Annotated in this window: 13 protein-coding genes and 2 pseudogenes; 1 reads left to right on the top strand and 14 read right to left on the bottom strand. The window is 64.3% G+C overall.

The features are described 5' to 3' along the window. Window positions 1-44: 44 nt before the first annotated feature. From ACQ86E_RS24085 to ltnD, 8 genes and pseudogenes are all read right to left on the bottom strand, one after another. On the bottom strand, window positions 45-1,241 hold the full coding sequence (locus ACQ86E_RS24085) for an efflux RND transporter periplasmic adaptor subunit (RefSeq protein ID WP_431202102.1): 1,197 nt from the start codon (window positions 1,239-1,241) through the stop codon (window positions 45-47). Next, on the bottom strand, window positions 1,228-4,407 hold the full coding sequence (locus ACQ86E_RS24080; RefSeq protein WP_431202101.1) for an efflux RND transporter permease subunit: 3,180 nt from the start codon (window positions 4,405-4,407) through the stop codon (window positions 1,228-1,230). The genes ACQ86E_RS24085 and ACQ86E_RS24080 overlap by 14 nt, the downstream gene beginning before the upstream one ends. 235 nt (window positions 4,408-4,642) lie before the next feature. Next, window positions 4,643-6,338, bottom strand: a pseudogene (locus tag ACQ86E_RS24075) (methyl-accepting chemotaxis protein). 258 nt (window positions 6,339-6,596) lie between these two features. Continuing rightward, window positions 6,597-8,285 (bottom strand): methyl-accepting chemotaxis protein, encoded by a 1,689-nt coding sequence (locus tag ACQ86E_RS24070; protein WP_431202100.1) that lies wholly within the window; start codon window positions 8,283-8,285, stop codon window positions 6,597-6,599. 286 nt (window positions 8,286-8,571) lie between these two features. Then, entirely contained in the window at window positions 8,572-10,263 is a 1,692-nt protein-coding gene (locus ACQ86E_RS24065; RefSeq protein ID WP_431202099.1) for a methyl-accepting chemotaxis protein, read from the bottom strand. A 166-nt stretch (window positions 10,264-10,429) separates the two neighbouring features. Then, window positions 10,430-11,707, bottom strand: a complete 1,278-nt coding sequence (gene otnK, locus ACQ86E_RS24060) for a 3-oxo-tetronate kinase (RefSeq protein ID WP_431202098.1) — start codon at window positions 11,705-11,707, stop codon at window positions 10,430-10,432. After that, window positions 11,704-12,488: pseudogene (gene otnI, locus ACQ86E_RS24055) on the bottom strand (2-oxo-tetronate isomerase). The gene otnK and the pseudogene otnI overlap by 4 nt, the downstream one beginning before the upstream one ends. A gap of 14 nt (window positions 12,489-12,502) precedes the next feature. Beyond that, window positions 12,503-13,420: an L-threonate dehydrogenase gene (ltnD, locus tag ACQ86E_RS24050; RefSeq protein ID WP_431202097.1), complete on the bottom strand. Its 918-nt coding sequence runs from the start codon at window positions 13,418-13,420 to the stop codon at window positions 12,503-12,505. 104 nt (window positions 13,421-13,524) lie between these two features. On the opposite strand from ltnD, the gene ACQ86E_RS24045 reads away from it, so the two are divergent. Beyond that, window positions 13,525-14,196 carry an aldolase gene (locus ACQ86E_RS24045; protein WP_431202096.1) on the top strand — a complete coding sequence of 224 codons (672 nt, stop codon included), beginning with the start codon at window positions 13,525-13,527 and terminating at the stop codon, window positions 14,194-14,196. A 152-nt stretch (window positions 14,197-14,348) separates the two neighbouring features. Here ACQ86E_RS24045 and ACQ86E_RS24040 read toward each other — a convergent pair whose 3' ends face one another. The 6 genes from ACQ86E_RS24040 to ACQ86E_RS24015 all read right to left on the bottom strand — a co-directional run bounded on the left by ACQ86E_RS24040 (window position 14,349) and on the right by ACQ86E_RS24015 (window position 19,941). Further along, a complete protein-coding gene (locus tag ACQ86E_RS24040; RefSeq protein ID WP_143844069.1) occupies window positions 14,349-15,053 on the bottom strand; it encodes an ABC transporter ATP-binding protein in 705 nt (234 codons plus the stop codon). Further along, window positions 15,037-15,768 carry an ABC transporter ATP-binding protein gene (locus ACQ86E_RS24035; RefSeq protein WP_431202095.1) on the bottom strand — a complete coding sequence of 244 codons (732 nt, stop codon included), beginning with the start codon at window positions 15,766-15,768 and terminating at the stop codon, window positions 15,037-15,039. The genes ACQ86E_RS24040 and ACQ86E_RS24035 overlap by 17 nt, the downstream gene beginning before the upstream one ends. Next, window positions 15,765-16,748, bottom strand: a complete 984-nt coding sequence (locus tag ACQ86E_RS24030; protein WP_431202094.1) for a branched-chain amino acid ABC transporter permease — start codon at window positions 16,746-16,748, stop codon at window positions 15,765-15,767. Before ACQ86E_RS24030 ends, ACQ86E_RS24035 begins: the two co-directional genes overlap by 4 nt. Then, entirely contained in the window at window positions 16,748-17,626 is an 879-nt protein-coding gene (locus tag ACQ86E_RS24025) for a branched-chain amino acid ABC transporter permease (RefSeq protein WP_431202093.1), read from the bottom strand. The genes ACQ86E_RS24030 and ACQ86E_RS24025 overlap by 1 nt, the downstream gene beginning before the upstream one ends. A 165-nt stretch (window positions 17,627-17,791) precedes the next feature. Next, on the bottom strand, window positions 17,792-19,036 hold the full coding sequence (locus ACQ86E_RS24020; RefSeq protein WP_431202092.1) for an ABC transporter substrate-binding protein: 1,245 nt from the start codon (window positions 19,034-19,036) through the stop codon (window positions 17,792-17,794). Window positions 19,037-19,125: 89 nt separating this feature from the next. Beyond that, a complete protein-coding gene (locus ACQ86E_RS24015) occupies window positions 19,126-19,941 on the bottom strand; it encodes a putative hydro-lyase (RefSeq protein WP_431202091.1) in 816 nt (271 codons plus the stop codon). Window positions 19,942-20,059 lie beyond the last annotated feature (118 nt).

Genomic DNA, 20,059 nt, shown 5'->3' with positions numbered 1-20,059 from the left:
ATGCAATGCGACCTCTCCCGCAAGCGGGGAGAGGTCAAGAAAACCTAGCTCTTCGGCGGCTGCTTCTCCGATGCCGTTGCCGGCTTGCCGCCGGCGCCGACCACACGCACCGCATCACCGTCGGAGAGGCCGTCCGGCGGGGCGGTGATGACGCGGTCATCCGCGGCGATTCCCGAGGCGAGCTCGATCTCGCGGCCAAGGTCGCGGGCAATCGTCACCGGCTTGAACAGCACCTTGTCGTCGGCACCGACGGTGGCGACACGCAAGCCGCTGCCGTTGAAGATCAAGGCGCTGGCGGGAATGCTGAGCGGCGCGCTGTCGCGCTGCAAGTTGAGTTTCACGCTGGCATAGCCGCCGGGCATCAGCTCGCCGCCGGAATTGTCGAGCCCGAGCTGCATGCGCGTGGTGCCCGAGGCGACATCGACCGACTGGGAGGAGGCTTCCACGGTCGCCTGAAATGTCTTATTCGGGTAATCCGGCATCACAAGGGTCGCCTTCGCGCCAATCTTGATGGCCGGCACGTAGTTCTGAGGAACGTTGACATAGACGCGCAGCTTGGTGATGTCGGAGACCACGAACATCGCCGGACCCGAGCCGCCGCCGGCATTGATGAGCGCGCCGACGTCGGTGTCACGCGCCGTGACCACGCCGTCGAACGGCACGGTGATCTTCTTGTAGCCAGCGAGCGCCTCAAGCCGCTCGACATTGGCTTGGCCGGAATGAACGGCGGCGTTCTTGTTGGAGAGATCGGCGGTTCGCTCGTCGATCTCCTGCGCCGAGACGAAATTCGAGGCGACCAGCGTCTTGCGCCGGTTCAGCGTGGCTTCCGACAGCCTGGCGCTGGCCTGCTGGCTGGCGAGGTCGGCGCGGGCCTGCAGGAGTTGCTGGTCGAGGTCCGGCGCCTCGATTTCGGCGATCACCTGCCCCGCCTTGACCCGGGCGCCGATGTCGGCGCTCCAGCTCTTCAGGTAACCGGAGACGCGGGCGAAGATCGGCGCGCGATAATAGGCTTCGAGCCGGCCCGGCAGATCGATAGTGGCGCTTCGGGCCTTGGCATTGGGCAGCGCCACAGCGACGCTGGGAACAGCCTGATCGTCGGTCCATTCCTTCAGCCTGGAGCCCTGCTCCTCGCGGGCGCGGATGCCGGTGCCGACGACGAGGCCCGCCGCAATCAGCGCCACCACGCCGACGATGCCCAGTTTCCGGTGCGACACCGGGGAGCGGGGTTCAGTGGGCGACATGCGGAGACTCCAATGGGGCGGCGGCTTTGGCGCCTTGTTTCTTGTGGACCATACTGAACACCACGGGAACAAACATCAGCGTGGCGAAGGTTGCAAAGATCAGGCCGCCGATCACCGCCCGGCCAAGCGGGGCGTTCTGCTCGCCGCCCTCGCCCAGCCCCAGCGCCATCGGCGCCATGCCGATGATCATGGCGAGCGCGGTCATCAGCACCGGGCGGAACCGGACGAAACCGGCTTCCAGCGCAGCTGCGATAGGATCGCCGAGCTCCGCGTAGCGCTCGCGGGCGAAGGAGATCACGAGCACGCTGTTGGCGGTGGCGACGCCCATGCACATGATGGCGCCGGTCAGTGCCGGGACCGACAGCGTGGTCTGCGTCGTGAACAGCATCCAGACGATGCCGGCAAGTGCAGCCGGTAACGCGCTGATGATCACGAACGGATCGGACCATGACTGGAAGTTCACGACGATCAGCAGGTAGATCAGCACGACCGCCCCCAGCAGGCCGAACAGCAGGCCAGTGAAGGCGCTATTCATGGTCTGCACCTGACCGAGCAGCACGACGGAAGAACCCTTCGGCACCTCCTTGGCAGTGTCGGCGATGACCTGGCGAATATCATTGGCAACCGCGCCGAGATCACGGCCCGAGGTCGTCGCAAAAATCTGCACCATCGACTGGATGTCGTATTGCGACACCACCGCGCTCGACGTCGAGCGCTTGATGTCGGCAATGCCACCGAGTATCGGCGACTGCGCATTGCCGGCCGCAGTGATCGGTAGCGTCTGGAGCGCGCTGAGGGAATCCATCTGGTATTGCGGCGTTTGCATCACGATGGAATAGGACACCCCGTTGTCGGGGTTGAGGTAGTAGGTCGGCGCCACCTGCGAGGAGCCGGCGAGATTGACCACGAGGCTGTTCGTGACGTCGCGCTCGGTCAGGCCGACATATTGCGCGCGGGTGCGATCGACATCGATGTTGAAGGTCGGGTTGTTCGGTGACTGCTGGATGCGCGCATCGGCGACGCCGGGAATCTTGCGGACCCTGGCCAGCAGATTGTTGGCGTAGGCGAAGTTGGCGGCGACATTGGCGCCGCGGATCTGCAGATCGATCGGCGCCGGCGCGCCGAAATTCAGGATCTGGCTGACGATGTCGGCCGGCAGGAACGAGAAGCTGACGCCAGGGAATAGCCGCGGCAACTGCTCACGCAGCACCTTCACGTGTTCCTCGGTCGGCTTGTGGCCTTCCCTAAGCTTGATCTGGATGTCGCCGTCCTGCGGGCCGATCACGCCGGTGTTGTTGTAGGTCATATTGATGCCGGAGATCGGCATCCCGATGTTGTCGGCCAGCGTCTCGATTTCGCCGGGGATCAGCTTGCGGATCGCCTTCTGCACGTCTGCGAGCTGGTTGGCCGTCTCTTCCACGCGCGTTCCGACCTGGGTGCGGACATGCATCAGGATATTGCCGGCATCGACCGAGGGGAAGAAGTTGCGCCCGAGGAACGGCACCAGCGCAAACGACGCGCCGACCACGCAGAGGAAGCCGATCACGAACACGGCGCGATGCGCCAGCGCGAGCCCGAGGAAGCCATGGTAGCCGCCGCGGATGCGTTCGAACCGCGCCTCGAAGCCGCGCTGGAACAAGACCAGAGGATTGTGCGATTTTGGCGGTTCGCCCTCGTGATGCACATGTGGTTGCAACAGATAATTGGCCATGGTCGGCACCAGAGTGCGCGACAGGATGAACGACCACATCATCGCGAACATCACCGCTTCCGCCATCGGCACGAACAGGAAGCGCGCGACGCCAGTGAGGAAGAACATCGGCACGAACACGATGCAGATGCAGAGCAGCGAGACGAAGGCCGGCGTCACGATCTGGTTGGCGCCGTCGAGGATCGACTGCTCGACCGGCTTGCCCTGCTCCAGATGGTAGTTGATGTTCTCGATGGTGACCGTGGCGTCGTCGACCAGGATGCCGACCGCGAGCGCAAGGCCGCCGAGCGTCATGATGTTCAGCGTCTCACCGATCGCCGACAGCATGATGATGGCGCCGAGCACGGAGAGCGGGATCGAGACTGCGATGATGACGGTCGAGCGCCAGCTGCCGAGGAACAGGAGGATCATGACGCTGGTCAGCAGCGCGGCGATCACGCCCTCGAACGCGACGCCCTGGATCGCGCCGCGGACGAACACCGACTGGTCGCCGATGAAACCGATCTTCAACGCGTCCGGCAGTTGGTCCTTGACGTCGATCACTTTCTGCTTGATGCCCGCGATGATGTCGAGCGTCGAGGTCGCGCCCGCCTTCAGCACCATCATCAGCACCGAGCGGTTGCCGTCGACATGGACGATGTTGGTCTGCGGCGGATTGCCGTCGCGAACGGTCGCGACATTACGCACGTAAACCATGGCGCCGTTGACGGTCTTGATCGGCAGATTGCCGAGTTCGTCGATCTTGAGCGGCGAGTTGTTGAGCTGGATGTTGTATTCAAACTGGCCGATCTTCTGGGTACCAACCGGCGTGATCAGATTTTGCGCGGCCAACGCATTGGCGACATCCTGACCGGACAGGCCGCGGGCCTGGAGCGCGGTCGGGTCGAGGTCGATCTGGACCTGGCGCTGCTTGCCGCCGAACGGATACGGGATAGCGGCTCCAGGCACGGTGACCAGCGGCGTACGGAGCTGGTTGATACCGATATCGGCGAGGTTCTGCTCGGTCAGTCCGTCGCCGGACAGCGCCACCTGGAGGATCGGCACGGTCGAGGCGGAGTAATTCAGGATCAAGGGCGGCGTCGCGCCGGGCGGCATCTGCTTGATCAGCGTCTGCGAAATCGCGGTGACCTGGGCATTGGCGGTGCGGATGTCGACATTGGGCTGGAAGAAGATTTTGATGATGCCAAAGCCGTTATAGGAGTTGGCGGTGATGTGCTCGATGTCGTTGACGGTGGTGGTGAGCGCGCGCTGGAATGGCGTCGTGATACGGCCGGACATCTGGTCCGGCGGCAGCCCGGTGTACTGCCAGACGACGCCGATCACGGGGATGCGGATGTCCGGAAAGATATCGGTCGGCGTCCGCAGTGCCGCCAGCGGTCCAATGATGAGGAGCAGGAGCGCGAGCACGACAAACGTGTAGGGTCGGCTCAGGGCGATACGAACCAGAGCAATCATTCGTCGGGTAATTCCAGATCTGGGGACAGGGAACACGCCCCCGCGGGTTCCCCTGTTGATTTACCCGAACACCGCTGAAATGGCCAACGGCAGCGCGTCACAGGCAGTCACTTCCCTGCTATCGCACAGCGAAATCGCATTCCAGATATGCAGCGTCTGCGCCAGAGGATAGGCCGGCACGTCAAAACGGCGCCCGAGTGGCGCCGCTTTCAGAACTGGTGGTCTGATTGATTGGCTAGGCTGCGCGGACCGAGCCCAGGAACTTGCTGACCTCGAGCCTCAGCCGGTTCGAGATCGCGCGACAGCATCTGCGCGGCCGACAGCACCTGCGTGGAGGCCGAGCCGGTCTCGACAGCGCCGCGCTGGACTTCACCGACGTTGGACGAGACCTCCTGGGTGCCTTGGGCGGCCTGCTGCACGTTGCGGGCGATCTCCTGCGTCGCGGCGCCCTGCTGCTCTACAGCCGCGGCGATCGCCGACGAAATTTCGGAGAGGCGTGCAATGGTGCCGCTGATCCCGCTGATGGCGCTGACCGACTCCTGAGTTGCGGCCTGGATGCCGCCGATCTGCTGACCGATGTCACCGGTTGCCTTCGCGGTCTGCTCGGCCAGTGCCTTCACCTCGGATGCCACCACGGCGAAGCCGCGGCCGGCCTCGCCGGCTCGCGCCGCCTCGATCGTGGCATTCAGCGCCAGCAGGTTGGTCTGGCCGGCTATGGCGTTGATGAGCTCGACGACATCGCCGATCCGCGACGCCGCCCGCGACAGTTCGCCGACGCGCTCGGTGGTGGCCTGGGCCTGGCTGACCGCCTCGCCGGCGATCCTGGAGGAGTCCTGCACCTGCCGGCTGATCTCCCGGACCGACGACGACATCTCTTCGGCGGCAGATGCCACCGAATGAACGTTGGCGGAAGCTTCCTCGGAACCGCCCGCGACGACCGTCGCCAATTCCTGGGCCCGGCCAGCGGTCGAGGACAACGTGGAGGCCGAGGCCTCGAGCTCGGTCGCAGCCGACGATACGGTCTCGACGATCTCGCCGATCGCAGCCTCGAAGCCATCGGCGAGCTTCGTCATGTCGGTCTTGCGCTGCGCCTCGGCGCGGCGCTGTACCGCCTGCACCTCGTCACGGCTGAAGCGGATGATGGTCTGCACCGTCTGGAGGTTGCGCAGGGCCTCGCCGATCTCGTCGTCGCGGTCGATCACGATACGGTTGTCGAGCTTGTCCTGCACGAGATTGAGCATGGTGTCGTTGAGTTGCTGCATCGGCCCGCGGATCGCACGCATGGTTGCAACGCCGAAGAAGCCGCCGAGCGCTGCGCCGACGACGGCGAGCAGCACCAGAACCACGCTGGTCGAACCGCCGGTCGCGAGCGCACCGCCGATACCGAGTGCGAGCATGAACAACAGCTGCACAGCCATCATCGTGACGAGGCGCGCCTTCAGCGTGCGCGTGAAGATCGCGAAGCGGTCAAGCAGCGAACGGCGGCGGATGATGCCGGCGTCGATGCGATAGCCGTGCGGCTTCTTCTCGCGGATCGCGGCGTAGACCTCTTCGGCGAGCTTGCGCTGATCAGCCGGCAGCTTGGTGCGGATCGAGGTGAAGCCCGTGACCTGGCCGTTCTGACGGATCGGCGAGGCCGTCGCCAGCACCCAGTAATAGTCGCCGTTCTTGCGGCGATTCTTCACCGCACCAAGCCATGGCTTGCCGGCTTTAAGCGTGTCCCAAAGGTTCTGGAAGGCTTCCGGCGGCATGTCCGGATGACGGATCATGTTGTGCGGCTGCCCCATCAGCTCTTCGGAGGTGAAACCCGCCGCGGCAACGAAGTCCTCGTTGAAATAGGCAATCTTGCCCTTGAGATCCGTCCTGGAGACGATCAGCGTCTCGTCACTGACGGGATATTCGATTTCGGTGATCGGAAAATTCTTGCGCATCAAAGCCCCCCAAAATGAAACGCGATGCGGTCAATCCCATCCGGACTGCGCTGTTCAAAACGTCCTTAGCAATTCTGATCAAGCGAATTTAACTATCGATGAAATCCTCTTCCCGTACGACTACGGGTAATTATGCACGATACCACCCATAGGACATATCAAGCTGCCGGCGGCAGAAAGCGGGCGGCGCTTCCTGCGCCGCCCGTTGCCAGATCGTCGGATGTCGTCGACAGGTCGTATCGACAATTCTTGCGAAGCCTACGCCGCGCGAACGTTGGTCAGGAACTTGTCGACCTCGGTCTTCAGCCGGGTCGAGTCGTTCGAGAGCATCTGCGCCGCCGACAGCACCTGCGAGGAGGCCGTGCCGGTCTCGGTGGCACCGCGCTGCACGTCGGTGATGTTGGAGGAGACCTGCTGGGTGCCCTGGGCGGCCTGCTGCACGTTGCGGGAGATCTCCTGGGTCGCAGCGCCCTGCTCTTCCACCGCGGCCGCGATGGCCGAGGAGATTTCCGACAGGCGCTCGATGGTGGACGAGATCTCCTTGATGGCGCCGACCGAGTCGTTGGTCGCCGCCTGGATGCCCGAGATCTGCTGGCCGATCTCGCCGGTCGCTTTCGCCGTCTGCTCGGCGAGGGCCTTCACCTCGGAAGCAACCACCGCGAAGCCGCGGCCCGCTTCGCCAGCGCGCGCCGCCTCGATGGTGGCGTTCAGCGCCAGCAGATTGGTCTGGCCGGCGATGGTGTTGATCAGCTCGACGACGTCGCCGATGCGGGCGGCTGCCTTGGAGAGCTCGCTGACGCGCTCGGTGGTGGTCCGGGCCTGGCTGACGGCATCGCCTGCCATCCGCGCCGATTCCTGCACCTGACGGCTGATTTCGCCGACTGACGAAGCCATCTCCTCGGTGGCCGAGGCCACCGACTGCACGTTGGTCGAGGCTTCCTCCGAAGCGCCGGCAACCGTGGTCGCCAGCCGCTGCGAGCGGTCGGCGGTCGAAGTCAGCGTCGAGGCGGAGGACTCGAGCTGGGTCGAGGCCGACGATACCGTCTGGATGATTTCGCCGACCGCGCCTTCGAATTCGTTGGCGAGTCGAAGCATGTCGGCCTTGCGCTGTTCCGCGTTGCGACGTTCGACTTCAACCTGTTCAGCCTTCAACCGCTCGACCTCGATCGCGTTGGTCTTGAACACCTGGACTGCTCCGGCCATCTGGCCGATCTCGTCCTTGCGCTCGGTGCCCGATATGGCCACCGACGTATCGCCCTTGGCGAGGACGCCCATCTCGGTGGTAATGCGCTGGATCGGGCGAGTGACAACGACTGCGACGCCGAGAGCACCCAGCAGCGAAAGCAGTAGCGTGACAATGCCACCGATCGCCATCGCAAGCGTCGCATTGGCGGACGCGGCGTCGGAGGCCACGGCCCGGACCGTCAGCAGCGAACGCTCTTCCGCATCCATCTCCTGCACCACGGCACGCAGACCGTCCATGGACTTCTTGCCGGCACCGGATGCCTCGAGCTCACGCGCCTTCGCCTGCGTTGCGGGCTCCTTCATCAGCGCGATTTCGCGCTGTGCGACATTGGTCATCCAGTCGCTCGCGAGCGCCTTGACACGTTCGAGGCGTTTCTGCTGAGCCGCGTTGTCGGAGGTCAGGCTGCCGACCTTGGCCGTTGCCGCCTGAAACTGCTTTTGGCCTGCCTCGTAGGGAGCGAGAAAGCCGGTATCCGCCGACACAAGGTAGCCGCGCACGCCGGTTTCGGAATTGACCATGGCGCTGACGACCTCGGCCAGTTGCTCCAGCACCTGATAGGTATGAACCGTCATTTTCGCCGTCGAGTTCATCACGCTCAGCGAATTGTAGATCGCCCCTGTGCTGATGGCGACGACGAGACAGATCGCGGCGAACACCGCAGAAATTTTGGCAGAGACGCGAATATTATTGATCCAAGACATCTAATTCCCCAGAAGTGACCGGCACACCGATTGCACATCAATTTTAACAGCTTGCCCGGTCGCGGGCTGAATTCGGCTCCATCTTCATACAATCGGCGCATGATTGAATGGGTAACGACGCTCCGCACTACTACTGAGGTAACGGATGACAAGGCCCCGCATTTTTACCGGGATGTCGCAGACTGGCAGCGGGCAGGAGGGACATCGGAATCATATTCGTGCCGCAAAACGTAAAGAGCGGCGCCAACGGCGCCGCTCTTGTGCAAAGAGTCACTTGTAACTGAAATCAGGCCGCGCGAACGTTGGTCAGGAACTTGCTGACCTCAGTCTTCAGCCGGGTCGAGTCGTTCGACAGCATCTGCGCCGCCGACAGCACCTGCGAGGAGGCTGTGCCGGTCTCGGTCGCGCCGCGCTGCACGTCGGTGATGTTCGACGAAACCTGCTGGGTGCCCTGGGCCGCCTGCTGCACGTTGCGGGAGATTTCCTGGGTCGCGGCGCCCTGCTCTTCCACCGCAGCGGCAATGGCCGAGGAGATTTCCGACAGGCGCTCGATGGTGGAGGAGATCTCCTTGATGGCACCGACCGAGTCGTTGGTCGCCGCCTGGATGCCGGAGATCTGCTGGCCGATCTCGCCGGTCGCCTTTGCCGTCTGCTCGGCGAGGGCCTTCACCTCGGAAGCAACCACCGCGAAGCCGCGGCCGGCTTCGCCGGCACGCGCCGCCTCGATGGTGGCATTCAGCGCCAGCAGGTTGGTCTGGCCGGCGATGGTGTTGATCAGCTCGACGACGTCGCCGATGCGGGCGGCTGCCTTGGAGAGCTCGCTGACGCGCTCGGTGGTGGTCCGGGCCTGGCTGACGGCGTCGCCCGCCATCCGCGCCGATTCCTGCACCTGACGGCTGATCTCGCCGACTGACGAGGCCATCTCCTCGGTCGCCGAGGCCACCGACTGCACGTTGGTCGAGGCTTCCTCCGAAGCGCCGGCAACCGTGGTCGCCAGCCGCTGCGAGCGGTCGGCGGTCGAGGTCAGCGTCGAGGCGGAGGCCTCTAACTGGGTCGAGGCCGACGACACGGTCTGGACGATCTCGCCGATCATCGATTCGAATTCGCGGGTGATGTTGTCGACGCGGCGGCCGCGCTCGATCTTGGCTTCGGCATCCGCCGCGGCAGCCTCGTCCGCGGCCTTCTTGGCGACCAGCGCCTCCTTGAAGACCTGAAGCACGTCGGCCATCGCGCCGATCTCGGTCTTCTCGCCGCGATGCGGGACCTCTGCGGAGAGATCGCCGCGGCCCAGCGCCTGCATCGGCTCGATGATGGAGTTGATGCCGCGCGAGACGTCCTGGACGAGATAGAAACCGACGCCGAGGCCGGCAATGACCGCAGCACCGAGGATGATCGCGACCAGCATGAAGGCGTAGTAGAAGGTATCGGCGGCATCGACGGCGGCCTGATCGCCGCCCTTGGTGTTGAGTTCGATGTCCCTGGTCAGGACCTCATCCGCCGCAAGACCGATCTTGTTGACCGTCTTGGAGTTCAGCTCCTGCGCGTCGTGCGGGACCTTGCCGACCTCCTTGCGGGACAGCGCGAACACCTCTTGGGTGCCCTTCTTGTAGTCTTCCCAGAGCTTCGACCATTCGTCGTAAAGCTTCCGCTCCTCCGCTGACGAGATCATCGCCTCGTATTTCGCACGAGTCTTGGCGAGCGCATCGATCACGGTCGCCGCAGTCTTTTCCGTCGCGAGCTTGTCCTCGAGGGTCTCGGCGAGCATGTGCTGGCGGACCACGTTACGGTAGGTGATGACGCTGGCGCGCAGGTCGCCGATCGTGCGGACGCTGGGCATCCAGTTGGTGGAGATGTCGACGGTGCTGGCGTTGATCGTCCGCATCTTCATGACGGCGAGCAGGCCCATACCGGTCATGGCGACCAGCAGGAACGCCACGACACTGATGATCTTGGCGCGGATGGAGATGGTGGCGAGCATAATAATGGGTCTCTTTGCGTTGGCGCAGGCGCGCGACTCAAATCGGAATCAACCAAAAGGCGCGGCGCCGATATCCAACAACAAAGCGACTGAGCAGTTGTTAACTACGACTCCGTACGAGTACGGAACCTTAAAAAATGAAGGAGCGACTAAAAACGCCCCGCGCTCAGCGCATGAGCCCAAGCGCATCGGCGAAAAACTCAGGGCCGCCGAAGTTTCCGGACTTCAGCGCGAGCAGCATGTCGCCTGCTTCGGCACCGATGGCGCGCAGCACCGGGACACCGGCGGCGATCTCCGCACCGACCAGAAAGCCGGGAATCCCGAGGCGGTCGATGACCGCGCCGGAGGTCTCGCCGCCAGCGACAATCAGGCGCCGGACGCCTGATTTCACTAGGTTTTCCGCAATGTCCGCCATCGCCTGCTCGATCGCATGACCGGCCGCGTCGCGGCCGTGGCGCGCCTGCAGTGCGGCGACCTGATCCGGCGTCGAGCTCGACGCGATCAGCACCGGACCGTCAGCGAGTCGGGGCCTCGCCCAGGCCAGCGCGCGCTCCACTTCGCCCTTGTCCGTAAGAATACGGTCCGGATCAAGACGGAGCACCGGCATGACGGCTTCCGCCTTGGCAATCTGCTGCAACGTCGCCTGCGAGCAGCTTCCGGCGAGACACCCCGCCGCACCGCCGACGGCGGTGCCCTGCGCGCTGCTCGCCGAGGCCGACCTGACCTTGCCCGTCGCGACCAGCGCGCGCGCCAGGCCAAGGCCCATGCCGGAGGCGCCGACCGACAGCCGGTGCCGGGCCGCAACAAGACCGATGGTTTCGAGGTTGCGGTCGAACACCGCGTCGATGACGGCGGCGCCGATGCCATCGCCGGCGAGTTCAGCCAGCCGCGTGCGCACGGCTTCCGCGCCGCGCGTGACGGTCGCCAGATCGACCAGCCCCACCTGCGTCCTGCTCTGGCGCGCCAGCACCCGCACCAGGTTGGAATCGTGCATCGGGTTGAGCGGGTGGTCCTTCAGCGGACTCTCGTTCAGCGGCACGGCGCCGACGAAGAGATTGCCCTGATAGACGGTGCGGCCGGTCTCCGGGAAGGCCGGCGTCACCAGCACGACGGCCTCGCCGCAATCGGCGCGCAGGGCGTCCATGACCGGGCCGATGTTGCCGGCGTCGGTGGAATCGAAGGTCGAGCAGATCTTGAACAGCACATGGCCTGCGCCGCGGCCACGCAGCCATTTCTCCGCCGCGCGCGAGCGCACTACGGCAAGCCCCGCCTCGATCGAGCGGCTCTTCAGCGACACGACGACGGCGTCGACCTCGGGCAGCGCGAGATCGTCCGCCGGCACGCCGATGGTCTGCACCGTGCGCAAGCCCGCGCGCGTCAGCGTGTTGGCGAGATCGGAGGCGCCGGTGTAGTCGTCGGCGATGCAGCCCAATGCGAGCGTCACGGCTTCACTCCCGCGTAAGGCTTGAACCAGGCGAGGCCATCAATGGTCTTGCCGCGCGGATTGTATTCGCAGCCGACGAAGCCGGCATAGCCGAGCCGGTCGAGCTCGGCGAACAGGAACGGATAGTTCAGCTCCTCGCCGTCGGGCTCGTTTCGCGAGGGAATGCTGGCGATCTGGATGTGGCCGATGATCGGCATCATCTCGCGCAGGCGCATGGTGACGTCGCCATGGATGATCTGGCAGTGATAGATGTCGAACTGCAGCTTCAGGTTCGGAAGCCGCAGCTCCTGGATCAGATCGCGCGCGAAGCCGAAATCGTTGAGGAAGTAGCCAGGCACGTTGCGCGCATTGATCGGCTCGAGCACGATGTCGATGCCGTGCGGTGCGAAGAACTCGGCGGCCCACGCCACCGATTTGTAAAATGCCTCGATCGCGACGCGCTCGCCGCGATTGGCGATGCCGGCCATCAGATGCAGCCGCTTCACTCCGGTCGCCTTGGCATAAGGCAGCGCCGTCTCCAGGCTCGCCTTGAGGTCGGAGAACCGCGCCGGCAACGACGCAAAGCCTTTTTCGCCGGCATTCCAGTCGCCCGGCGGCAGGTTGAACAGCGCCTGCGTCAGGCCGTTGCGGCTCGAGCTCGCTCGCCGACCGCCTCCGCCGGATGCTCATAGGGAAAGAGGAATTCGACCGCGGTGAAGCCGGCCTTCGCAGCGGCGTCGAAGCGATCGAGGAACGGCACCTCGGTGAACATCATCGAGAGGTTGGCGGCAAAACGGGGCATGGGAATCCTCTTCTCTACTTGTCGCCAGGCAGCTTTACGCCGGTGACCTGCGCATACATCCGCGCCACCGAGGCATCGTCGTCGCGTCCCATGCCGGCAGCCGACGTCATCAGAAACATCTGAAGAGCCGCGGCGGAGACCGGCACCGGGAATCGGGCGCTGCGCGCCATATCCTGGATGATGCCGAGATCCTTGACGAAGATCTCGACTGCACTGCGCGGCGTGTAGTCGCCATCGAGCACATGCGGCATGCGGTTCTCGAACATCCAGGAATTGCCGGCAGACGCGGTGATCACCTCATAGACCTTGCGGATGTCGAGGCCCTGCTTGGCGGCGAACGCGATCGCTTCCGAGGCCGCGGCGATGTGCACGCCGGCGAGCAACTGGTTGATCATCTTGAAGGCCGCGCCCTGCCCTGCGGCATCGCCGAGCTCGTAGAGCTTTGCGGCCATGGCATCGAGCGCCGGCCGCGCCTTCGCAAAGGATGCGGGACTGCCGGAGGCAAGGATCGTCAGCTCGCCTTGCGCGGCGCGCTGAGCACCCCCGGAAATCGGCGCATCCAGATAGTGCCGGCCGGTGGCCTCCAATTGTTTCGCGAGGCGACGGGCCACATCCGGGTCCATGGTGGCTGAGGAGACGAAGACGCTGTCCTTGGGCATCGTCTCGGCGACACCGTCCTTGCCGAACAGGATCGCCTCGGTCTGCGCGGCATTGACGACCACGCTCACGACGATGTCGGCGCCCTTGGCCGCCTCAGCCGGCGTCTTGGCGCCCGTGCCGCCATCCGTCACGAAGCGCGCCACGGTATCGGCCGAAACATCGCATCCGGTGACGGCATGGCCGGCCCGCTTCAGCGAGGTCGCCATGCCGAACCCCATCGAGCCGAGCCCGATGACGGCGATGCGCTGATTTGGTGACGTGGAGGCGGCCATGCAATTGATCCTTGCGAACGTTTCCCGGGCGGCCGGCTTTTACGGCGGCTCTCGTCTCGAATAACACGGCTTGGCCGCGCTGCCAAAGCGTGAGACAAGCAGGCATGACGGCCATGAGCGAGACACGGCTTCGCGAGGATATCTGCCGCTTCGGACGCTCCCTGTTCGAGCGCGGGCTGACGCCCGGATCTTCTGGCAACATCAGCGTCAGGATGCACGACGGCGGATGGCTGGTCACCCCCACCAACGCCTCGCTCGGTTTCCTCGACCCGGCGCGGCTGTCGCGGCTGGATGGACGGGGGCGCCTGCTGTCGGGCGACGCACCGACCAAGGAAGTTCCACTGCACGCCGCGCTTTATGACACACGCGAAAGCGCACGCGCGATCGTGCATCTGCACTCGACCCATTCGGTTGCGGTCTCGATGCTGCCGGAGATCGACCCGCGCGCCGCACTGCCGCCGATGACGGCCTATTATCTGATGAAATGCGGCGCCACCGCGCTCGTGCCCTATTACCGCCCCGGCGATCCCGCGGTCGCCGATGCGATCAAGGGGCTGGCCGGGAAATATTCATCCGTGCTGCTCGCCAATCACGGACCGGTGGTCGCCGGCGACACGCTGGAGGCGGCGGTGTTTGCGACCGAGGAGCTGGAGGAAACGGCGAAGCTCTATCTGCTGCTGCGCGGGATGAACCCGCGACATCTGTCGCCGGAGCAGGTGAAGGATCTGGTGAAGGTGTTCGGGGTGACGCTGCCGGAGCATGGGCACGAACACTAAGCCCGCGCACCGCTGTCATTCCCCGCGAAGGCGGGGAATCCAGTACGCTGCGGCCTTTCCGTATCTCTCTGACGTCTCGGAGTACTGGATCGCCCGATCAAGTCGGGCGATGACACCGAGTGTGTTGCGCGAGCGTGCCCAACACTTCTCAGCTACAGCCCCAGATACGCCTTGCGCACATCCGGATTGCCCCTGATCTCGGCCGCCGGGCCCTGCATCAGCACGCGGCCGGTTTGCAGGATGTAGGCGCGGTCGGCGATTTCGAGGCACTCGGCCATGCGCTGCTCGACGATCAGCACGGTCATGCCGGCGTCGCGGATGCGCAGCACCGCCTGGAAGATCTCGTCGACCAGCTTCGGCATGATGCCTTGCGACGGCTCGTCCAGCATCAAGAGCCGCGGGCGCGTCATCAGCGCGCGGCCGATCGCCAGCATCTGCTGCTCGCCGCCGGAGAGCGTTTCGGCGCGCTGATCGAGACGCTCGGAGAGGCGCGGGAACAGCGTAAAGACGAGATCAAGCGGGCTCTCGCGATCCGCCTCACCGCGGTAGAGATAACTGCCGAGGCGAAGGTTGTCGCGCACCGACAGGCGTGGGAACAGACGGCGGTTCTCCGGCACATAGGCGATGCCGGTGGCGGTGATGTGATGCTGCGCCATGCCGTCGAGGCGCTTGCCGTCGAAGGTCACGGTGCCCGAACGCGGGCGCTCGGCGCCGGCGATGGATTTGAGCAGCGTCGACTTGCCCGCGCCGTTGGCGCCGGCCACGCAAACGATTTCGCCCTTCTGGACCTCGATCGAGACCGCGGAGATCGCGACCAGGCCCTGATAGGCGGTCGTGACTTCATGCACTGACAGCATGACGATCTCCCAGATATGCGCTGATCACCTTGGGATCGCGGACGACATCGGCGGGTTTACCCTCGACCAGCACCTTGCCGAGGTCGAGCACGATGGCGCGGTCGACCAGCGGCATCACGATCTCCATGACATGCTCGACCATCAGCACGGTAATGCCGGTATCGCGCACCTTGCGCACCAGCGCGACACCAGTCTGCGCTTCCGTCGGCGTGAGGCCGGTGAGGACTTCGTCGAGCAGCAACAGTTTCGGTTCGGTCGCAAGCGCACGCGCGACTTCGAGGCGACGCTTTTCGGCCGGCACCAGGTCGCTCGCCAGCACGTCGGCGCGCGCGGCAAGGCCGGTGAACTCCAGCACCTCATGCGCCTTGCGGCGTGCCACGCGCATGACCGTGTTGCGCACGAGGGCACCGACGATGACGTTGTCGATGACAGTCATGGTCTCGAAGCTCTTGACCACCTGGAAGGTACGACCGACGCCGCGCTGGCAGCGCTCCGCCGCGGGCAAGGCCGTAACATCCTCGCCGTCGAACCAGATCGAGCCTTGCGTCGGCGGCAACACGCCAGCGATCAGATTGAACAGCGTCGACTTGCCGGCGCCATTGGGGCCGATCAGGCCGACGATCTCGCCGCGGCCGACCGAGATCGAGACGTCGCTGTTGGCGACGAGGCCGCCGAACCGCTGCCAGACGCCGCGGGTTTCGAGGAGCGCTGTCATCGCGTGGCCCCCTTTGCTTTTGAACGGGAGAACAGGCTCACCAGACCCTGCGGCAAGGCCAGCGAGATCGCCACGATCAGTGCACCATACACGATGAGATCGACGCCGCGGCCGGAGCCGCCGATGTAGGAGCGCGTCAGCTCCGTCATCGGGATCAGGATGGCCGCGCCCAGAACGGGACCCCAGAGGGTGCCAATGCCGCCGAGCACGGCCGGCAGCGCCATCAGGAGCGAGAACTGGAAGCCCATGACACTCTCGGGATCAATATAGGCAAGGAATTGCGCATAGAACGCGCCACCGAGGGCAACGAGGAAGGCGGAGACGGCGGCCGCACCCATCTTGGAGTTGAACACGACCACGCCGAGGCTTTCGGCGGCTTCCGGATTGTCCTTCACTGCACGCCACCAGAAACCCCATTTGGAATCTTCCAGCCACCAGGTGACGAACCAGGCGAGGCAGCAGAGCACCAGCGCGAAATAGAAGTACGGCAGCTTGCTGCGCATGAACTGAAATTTCAGCCAGCTATCGCCGCGCACGGGAATGGTGATGCCCATCGCGGCTCCCGCCCACTCCCAGTTCTGGAACAGCAGCAGCCCGATCTCGGCGATGACGATCGTCGCGATCACGAAGTAATGACCGCGCAGGCGGAAGAAGGGATAGCCGAGCCCCATCGCGATCACGGCCGCAATCACGCCGCCGGCCAGCATGCCGAACCAGGGCAACACGCCGAACTTCGTGAACAAGAGCTCGGTGGTGTAGGCGCCGATGCCGAAATAGAGCGCGTGTCCCAGCGAGATCTGTCCGCAATAGCCGGACAGGATGTTCCAGCTCTGCGACAGCGCGGCATACATCAAGGTCAGGATCAGGATGTTCTGGACGTAGACGTCCTTGATGACCAGCGGCGCGAGCGCGGCGAGCCCGGCCAGCACCGCGGCGATGATGAGGTCGCGGCGGCGCCGCGCGGCAAAGGTCTTGTCCATCACATCTGTCCGAACAGGCCGCGCGGGCGAATGAAGACGACCAGCAGATAGACGGCGTAGATGCCGACCGATTTCAGCGAGGGCGGCAGCACCAGCGCGGTGGTGGCTTCGACGAGGCCGACGATGATGCCGCCGGCGAAGGCGCCGAACACGCTGCCGAAGCCGCCGAGTGCCACGGTGACATAGGCGATCAAGGCAAAGGACGCGCCGACGTCGGGATAGATATAGAAGAACACCGCCATGATCGCGCCGGCGAGGCCGACCAGCGCGGCGCCGAGGCCCCAGCCGAATGCGAACACGCGGTTCTTGTCGATGCCGACCAGCGCAACCGCACCGGGATCCTCGCGGGTCGCTTCCAGCGCGCGGCCGAAATCGGTGCGGTGGATGAAGAAATACAGACCGCCAAAAGCTGCGATCGAGACCGCTGCGCCGATCAGTTGCGGCTCCGGCAGGAAGATGCCGGCGATCGAGACCGTCTTGCCGCCAACCCAGGACTGCGGAATGCTGCGATAGTCCGGTGTGAAGAAGAACTGCGCGAGGCCGCGCATGAGGATGGCAAGGCCGAAGGTGGTGAAGATCTGCACCATGCCAGCATTGGCCTTGGCCCGCATGGCGAAGCGTACAACGAGGAGATAGACCACCGCTCCGAACACGAACATGGCCGCGGCCACCAATGGCGCCGACAACAGGGGGTCGATCGCGAAGAACGCGAACAGAAAGAAGGACAGGTACATTGCGATCATCAGGAACTCGCCATGGGCGAAGTTCGTGACGTCCATCAGGCCGAAGATCAGCGCGAGGCCGACGGCAATCAGTCCGTAGAGCAGGCCCATGAGCAGGCCGCTCGCGAGACTCTGGATAATGGCTTGGGCTGTCAACTCTGGTCCCCCGTTCGAAACGTCATCGTTTGCTCCGTCATTGCGAGCGAAGCGAAGCAATCCAGAATCTCACCATGGAGACGCCCTGGATTGCTTCGTCGCTTCGCTCCTCGCAATGACGAGGCTCGCGCGTCGATCTCGATTTACTCCCTGCTCCCGCAGCGCTTACTTCATCGGCCAGGTCGCTTCGGCGATCGCGGCCTGCGGCGGGAAGATGGTGACGAACTTGCCGCCGATATATTGCAGCAGCACCGGGTCGGCATCGTTGTTCTGGCCCATCTCGTCGAACTTGACGCGCTTCCAGGGCATGATGGTCTGTTCGCCCGGGATGTCGGTCGCGGCCAGCGCGTCGCGGATCTTCTCACCGTCGGCCGACTTGGCGCGGTTGATGGCGTCAGCGAGGATGATCAGACCCATGAACTGGCGCGATGTGAGGTCGTTGAAGTCCTTGCCCGAGCGCGCCTTGAACATCTCGTTGATCTTGCCGACCATCGGACGCTTCTGCGCGAGGTCGAGCGAGAAGGTGCCGCGCGAGATCACGCCTTCGAGCTTGTCGCCGACGGCGTCATAGAGCGCCTTCTCGGAGAAGCCTGCGTCTTGCGCCACGATCGCATTCGGCTTGTAACCGAGCTCGCCCATGGTCTTGACCAGCAGGATGCCGTCTGTGGTGTAGCTCGAGGGCATCAGCACGTCGGCATTCGCCGTCTTGAGCTGCTGCACCTCGGCCGAGAGCGAGGGCGAGTTGGCGCGGTACTTGATGTCGGTGACGATCTTGTAGCCGCGCTCGCCGGCGATCTTGGCCTGGGCGTTGCCGGAGTCCGTGCCGAAGATGGTGTCTTCGTGGAACAGCGACAGCGTCTCGATCTTGGTGCCCTTCTTCTTCATGGCGTCGAAGAAGTCGAACATCGCGGCCGAGTACATCTCGTCATGCGGCGAAGCGCGGAAGTAATATTTGAGTCCGCGGCGATGCAGGCTCGGCGAGGAGTTATCAGCCGAGACGAACGGGATCTGGTAGCGTTCGCAGATCTGGCTGACGGTGACGGCAACCGCACTCTGATAAGTTCCGATGATGGCGGAGACCTTCTCCTGCGTGATCAGACGCTCGGCTTCGGCGCGGCCCTTCTGCGGATCAGCCTGATGGTCGGCGAACACGAGGCGGATTTTGGCGCCGCCGAGACCCGGCAGGCCCTCGCCCTTCGCCAGCGGCAGGTCGAAATCGGTTTTCTTGTTGATGACTTCGAGCGCAGTCTCATAGGCCTTCTGCGCGTCGACACCCTGCTGGGCGCTGCCGCCGGAGAACGGATAGATGACGCCGATCACGACTTCCGTGGTCTGGGCGCGTGCAGCTAGCGGCACCAGCGCAGCCGTGGCTGTTGCACCAAGCAGCACGTCGCGGCGAGAGATCGTCATGGCAAAGTCCTCTGTTACTGAATTTCGGTTGATCGAATGAAGCGATTGACGGATGCGGTAAAGCCCGAAGAAGCAGCAGAAGCTGCCTACTAAATCACGGCCATGGTCTTGTTCTTCAGATCCGTCACCAGCATGAGGCCGGGCGAATGCGTGATCGCGAACGGCAATTTGGCGGCATTGATGACCGATTGCGGTGTCACTCCGCAGGCCCAGAATACCGGGATCTCGTCATCGGCGATGGTGACGGGATCACCGTAATCGGGCTTGGCGATATCCTTGATGCCGATCAGGTGCGGATGGCCGAGATGCACGGGCGCGCCGTGCACGGCGGGATAGCGCGATGTGATCTGCACCGCACGGATCGCATCGGCCGGCTTGAACGGACGCATCGACACCACCATGGGGCCGGCGAACGGACCTGCCTCGCCGCAGGCGATGTTGGTGCGATACATCGGCACCCGCACGTTCTGCTCGATATGGCGGATCGGCATGCCCTCGTCGAGCAGCGCCTCCTCGAACGAGAACGAGCAGCCGAGCACGAAGGTGACGAGGTCGTCGCGCCAGTATTTGTTGACGTCGGTCGGCTCCTCGACCACCTCGCCGTCGCGCCAGACGCGGTAGCGCGGCACGTCGGTACGGATGTCCAGATCGGCGCCAAGCGCCGGGATGTGCGGGCTGCCGACGTCGGACATGCCGATGATCGGGCACGGCTTGGGATTGAGCTGACAGAAGCGGTGAAAGGCGCTGGCATATTCCGCGGGCAGGATCGCCAGATTGCCCTGGACGAAGCCGGGAGCGACACCGGCCGTGGAACCAACCTGGCCGCCGCGATAGGCGAGCCGGGCCTGGCGGCTCGGGAGGGTGTCGGGTGTTTCAGTTTGCTGCGTTGCCACCAAAACAGTCATTTGATCGACCTGCCTATAAACTCGACAAAGACAGCCAACACCAAGCGTGCTATAAAGTCTAATCTTCCTTTCTAATGGATATCGATAAATCTAATTTATCGGTCGGGAAAAATCCCTC

The sequence above is a fragment of the Bradyrhizobium betae genome, assembly GCF_050632175.1.
GTDB classification, from domain to species: domain Bacteria; phylum Pseudomonadota; class Alphaproteobacteria; order Rhizobiales; family Xanthobacteraceae; genus Bradyrhizobium; species Bradyrhizobium betae_B.
The sequence above is the reverse complement of the archived record's forward strand: the minus strand, read 5'-3'. Positions and strand labels throughout refer to the sequence as shown.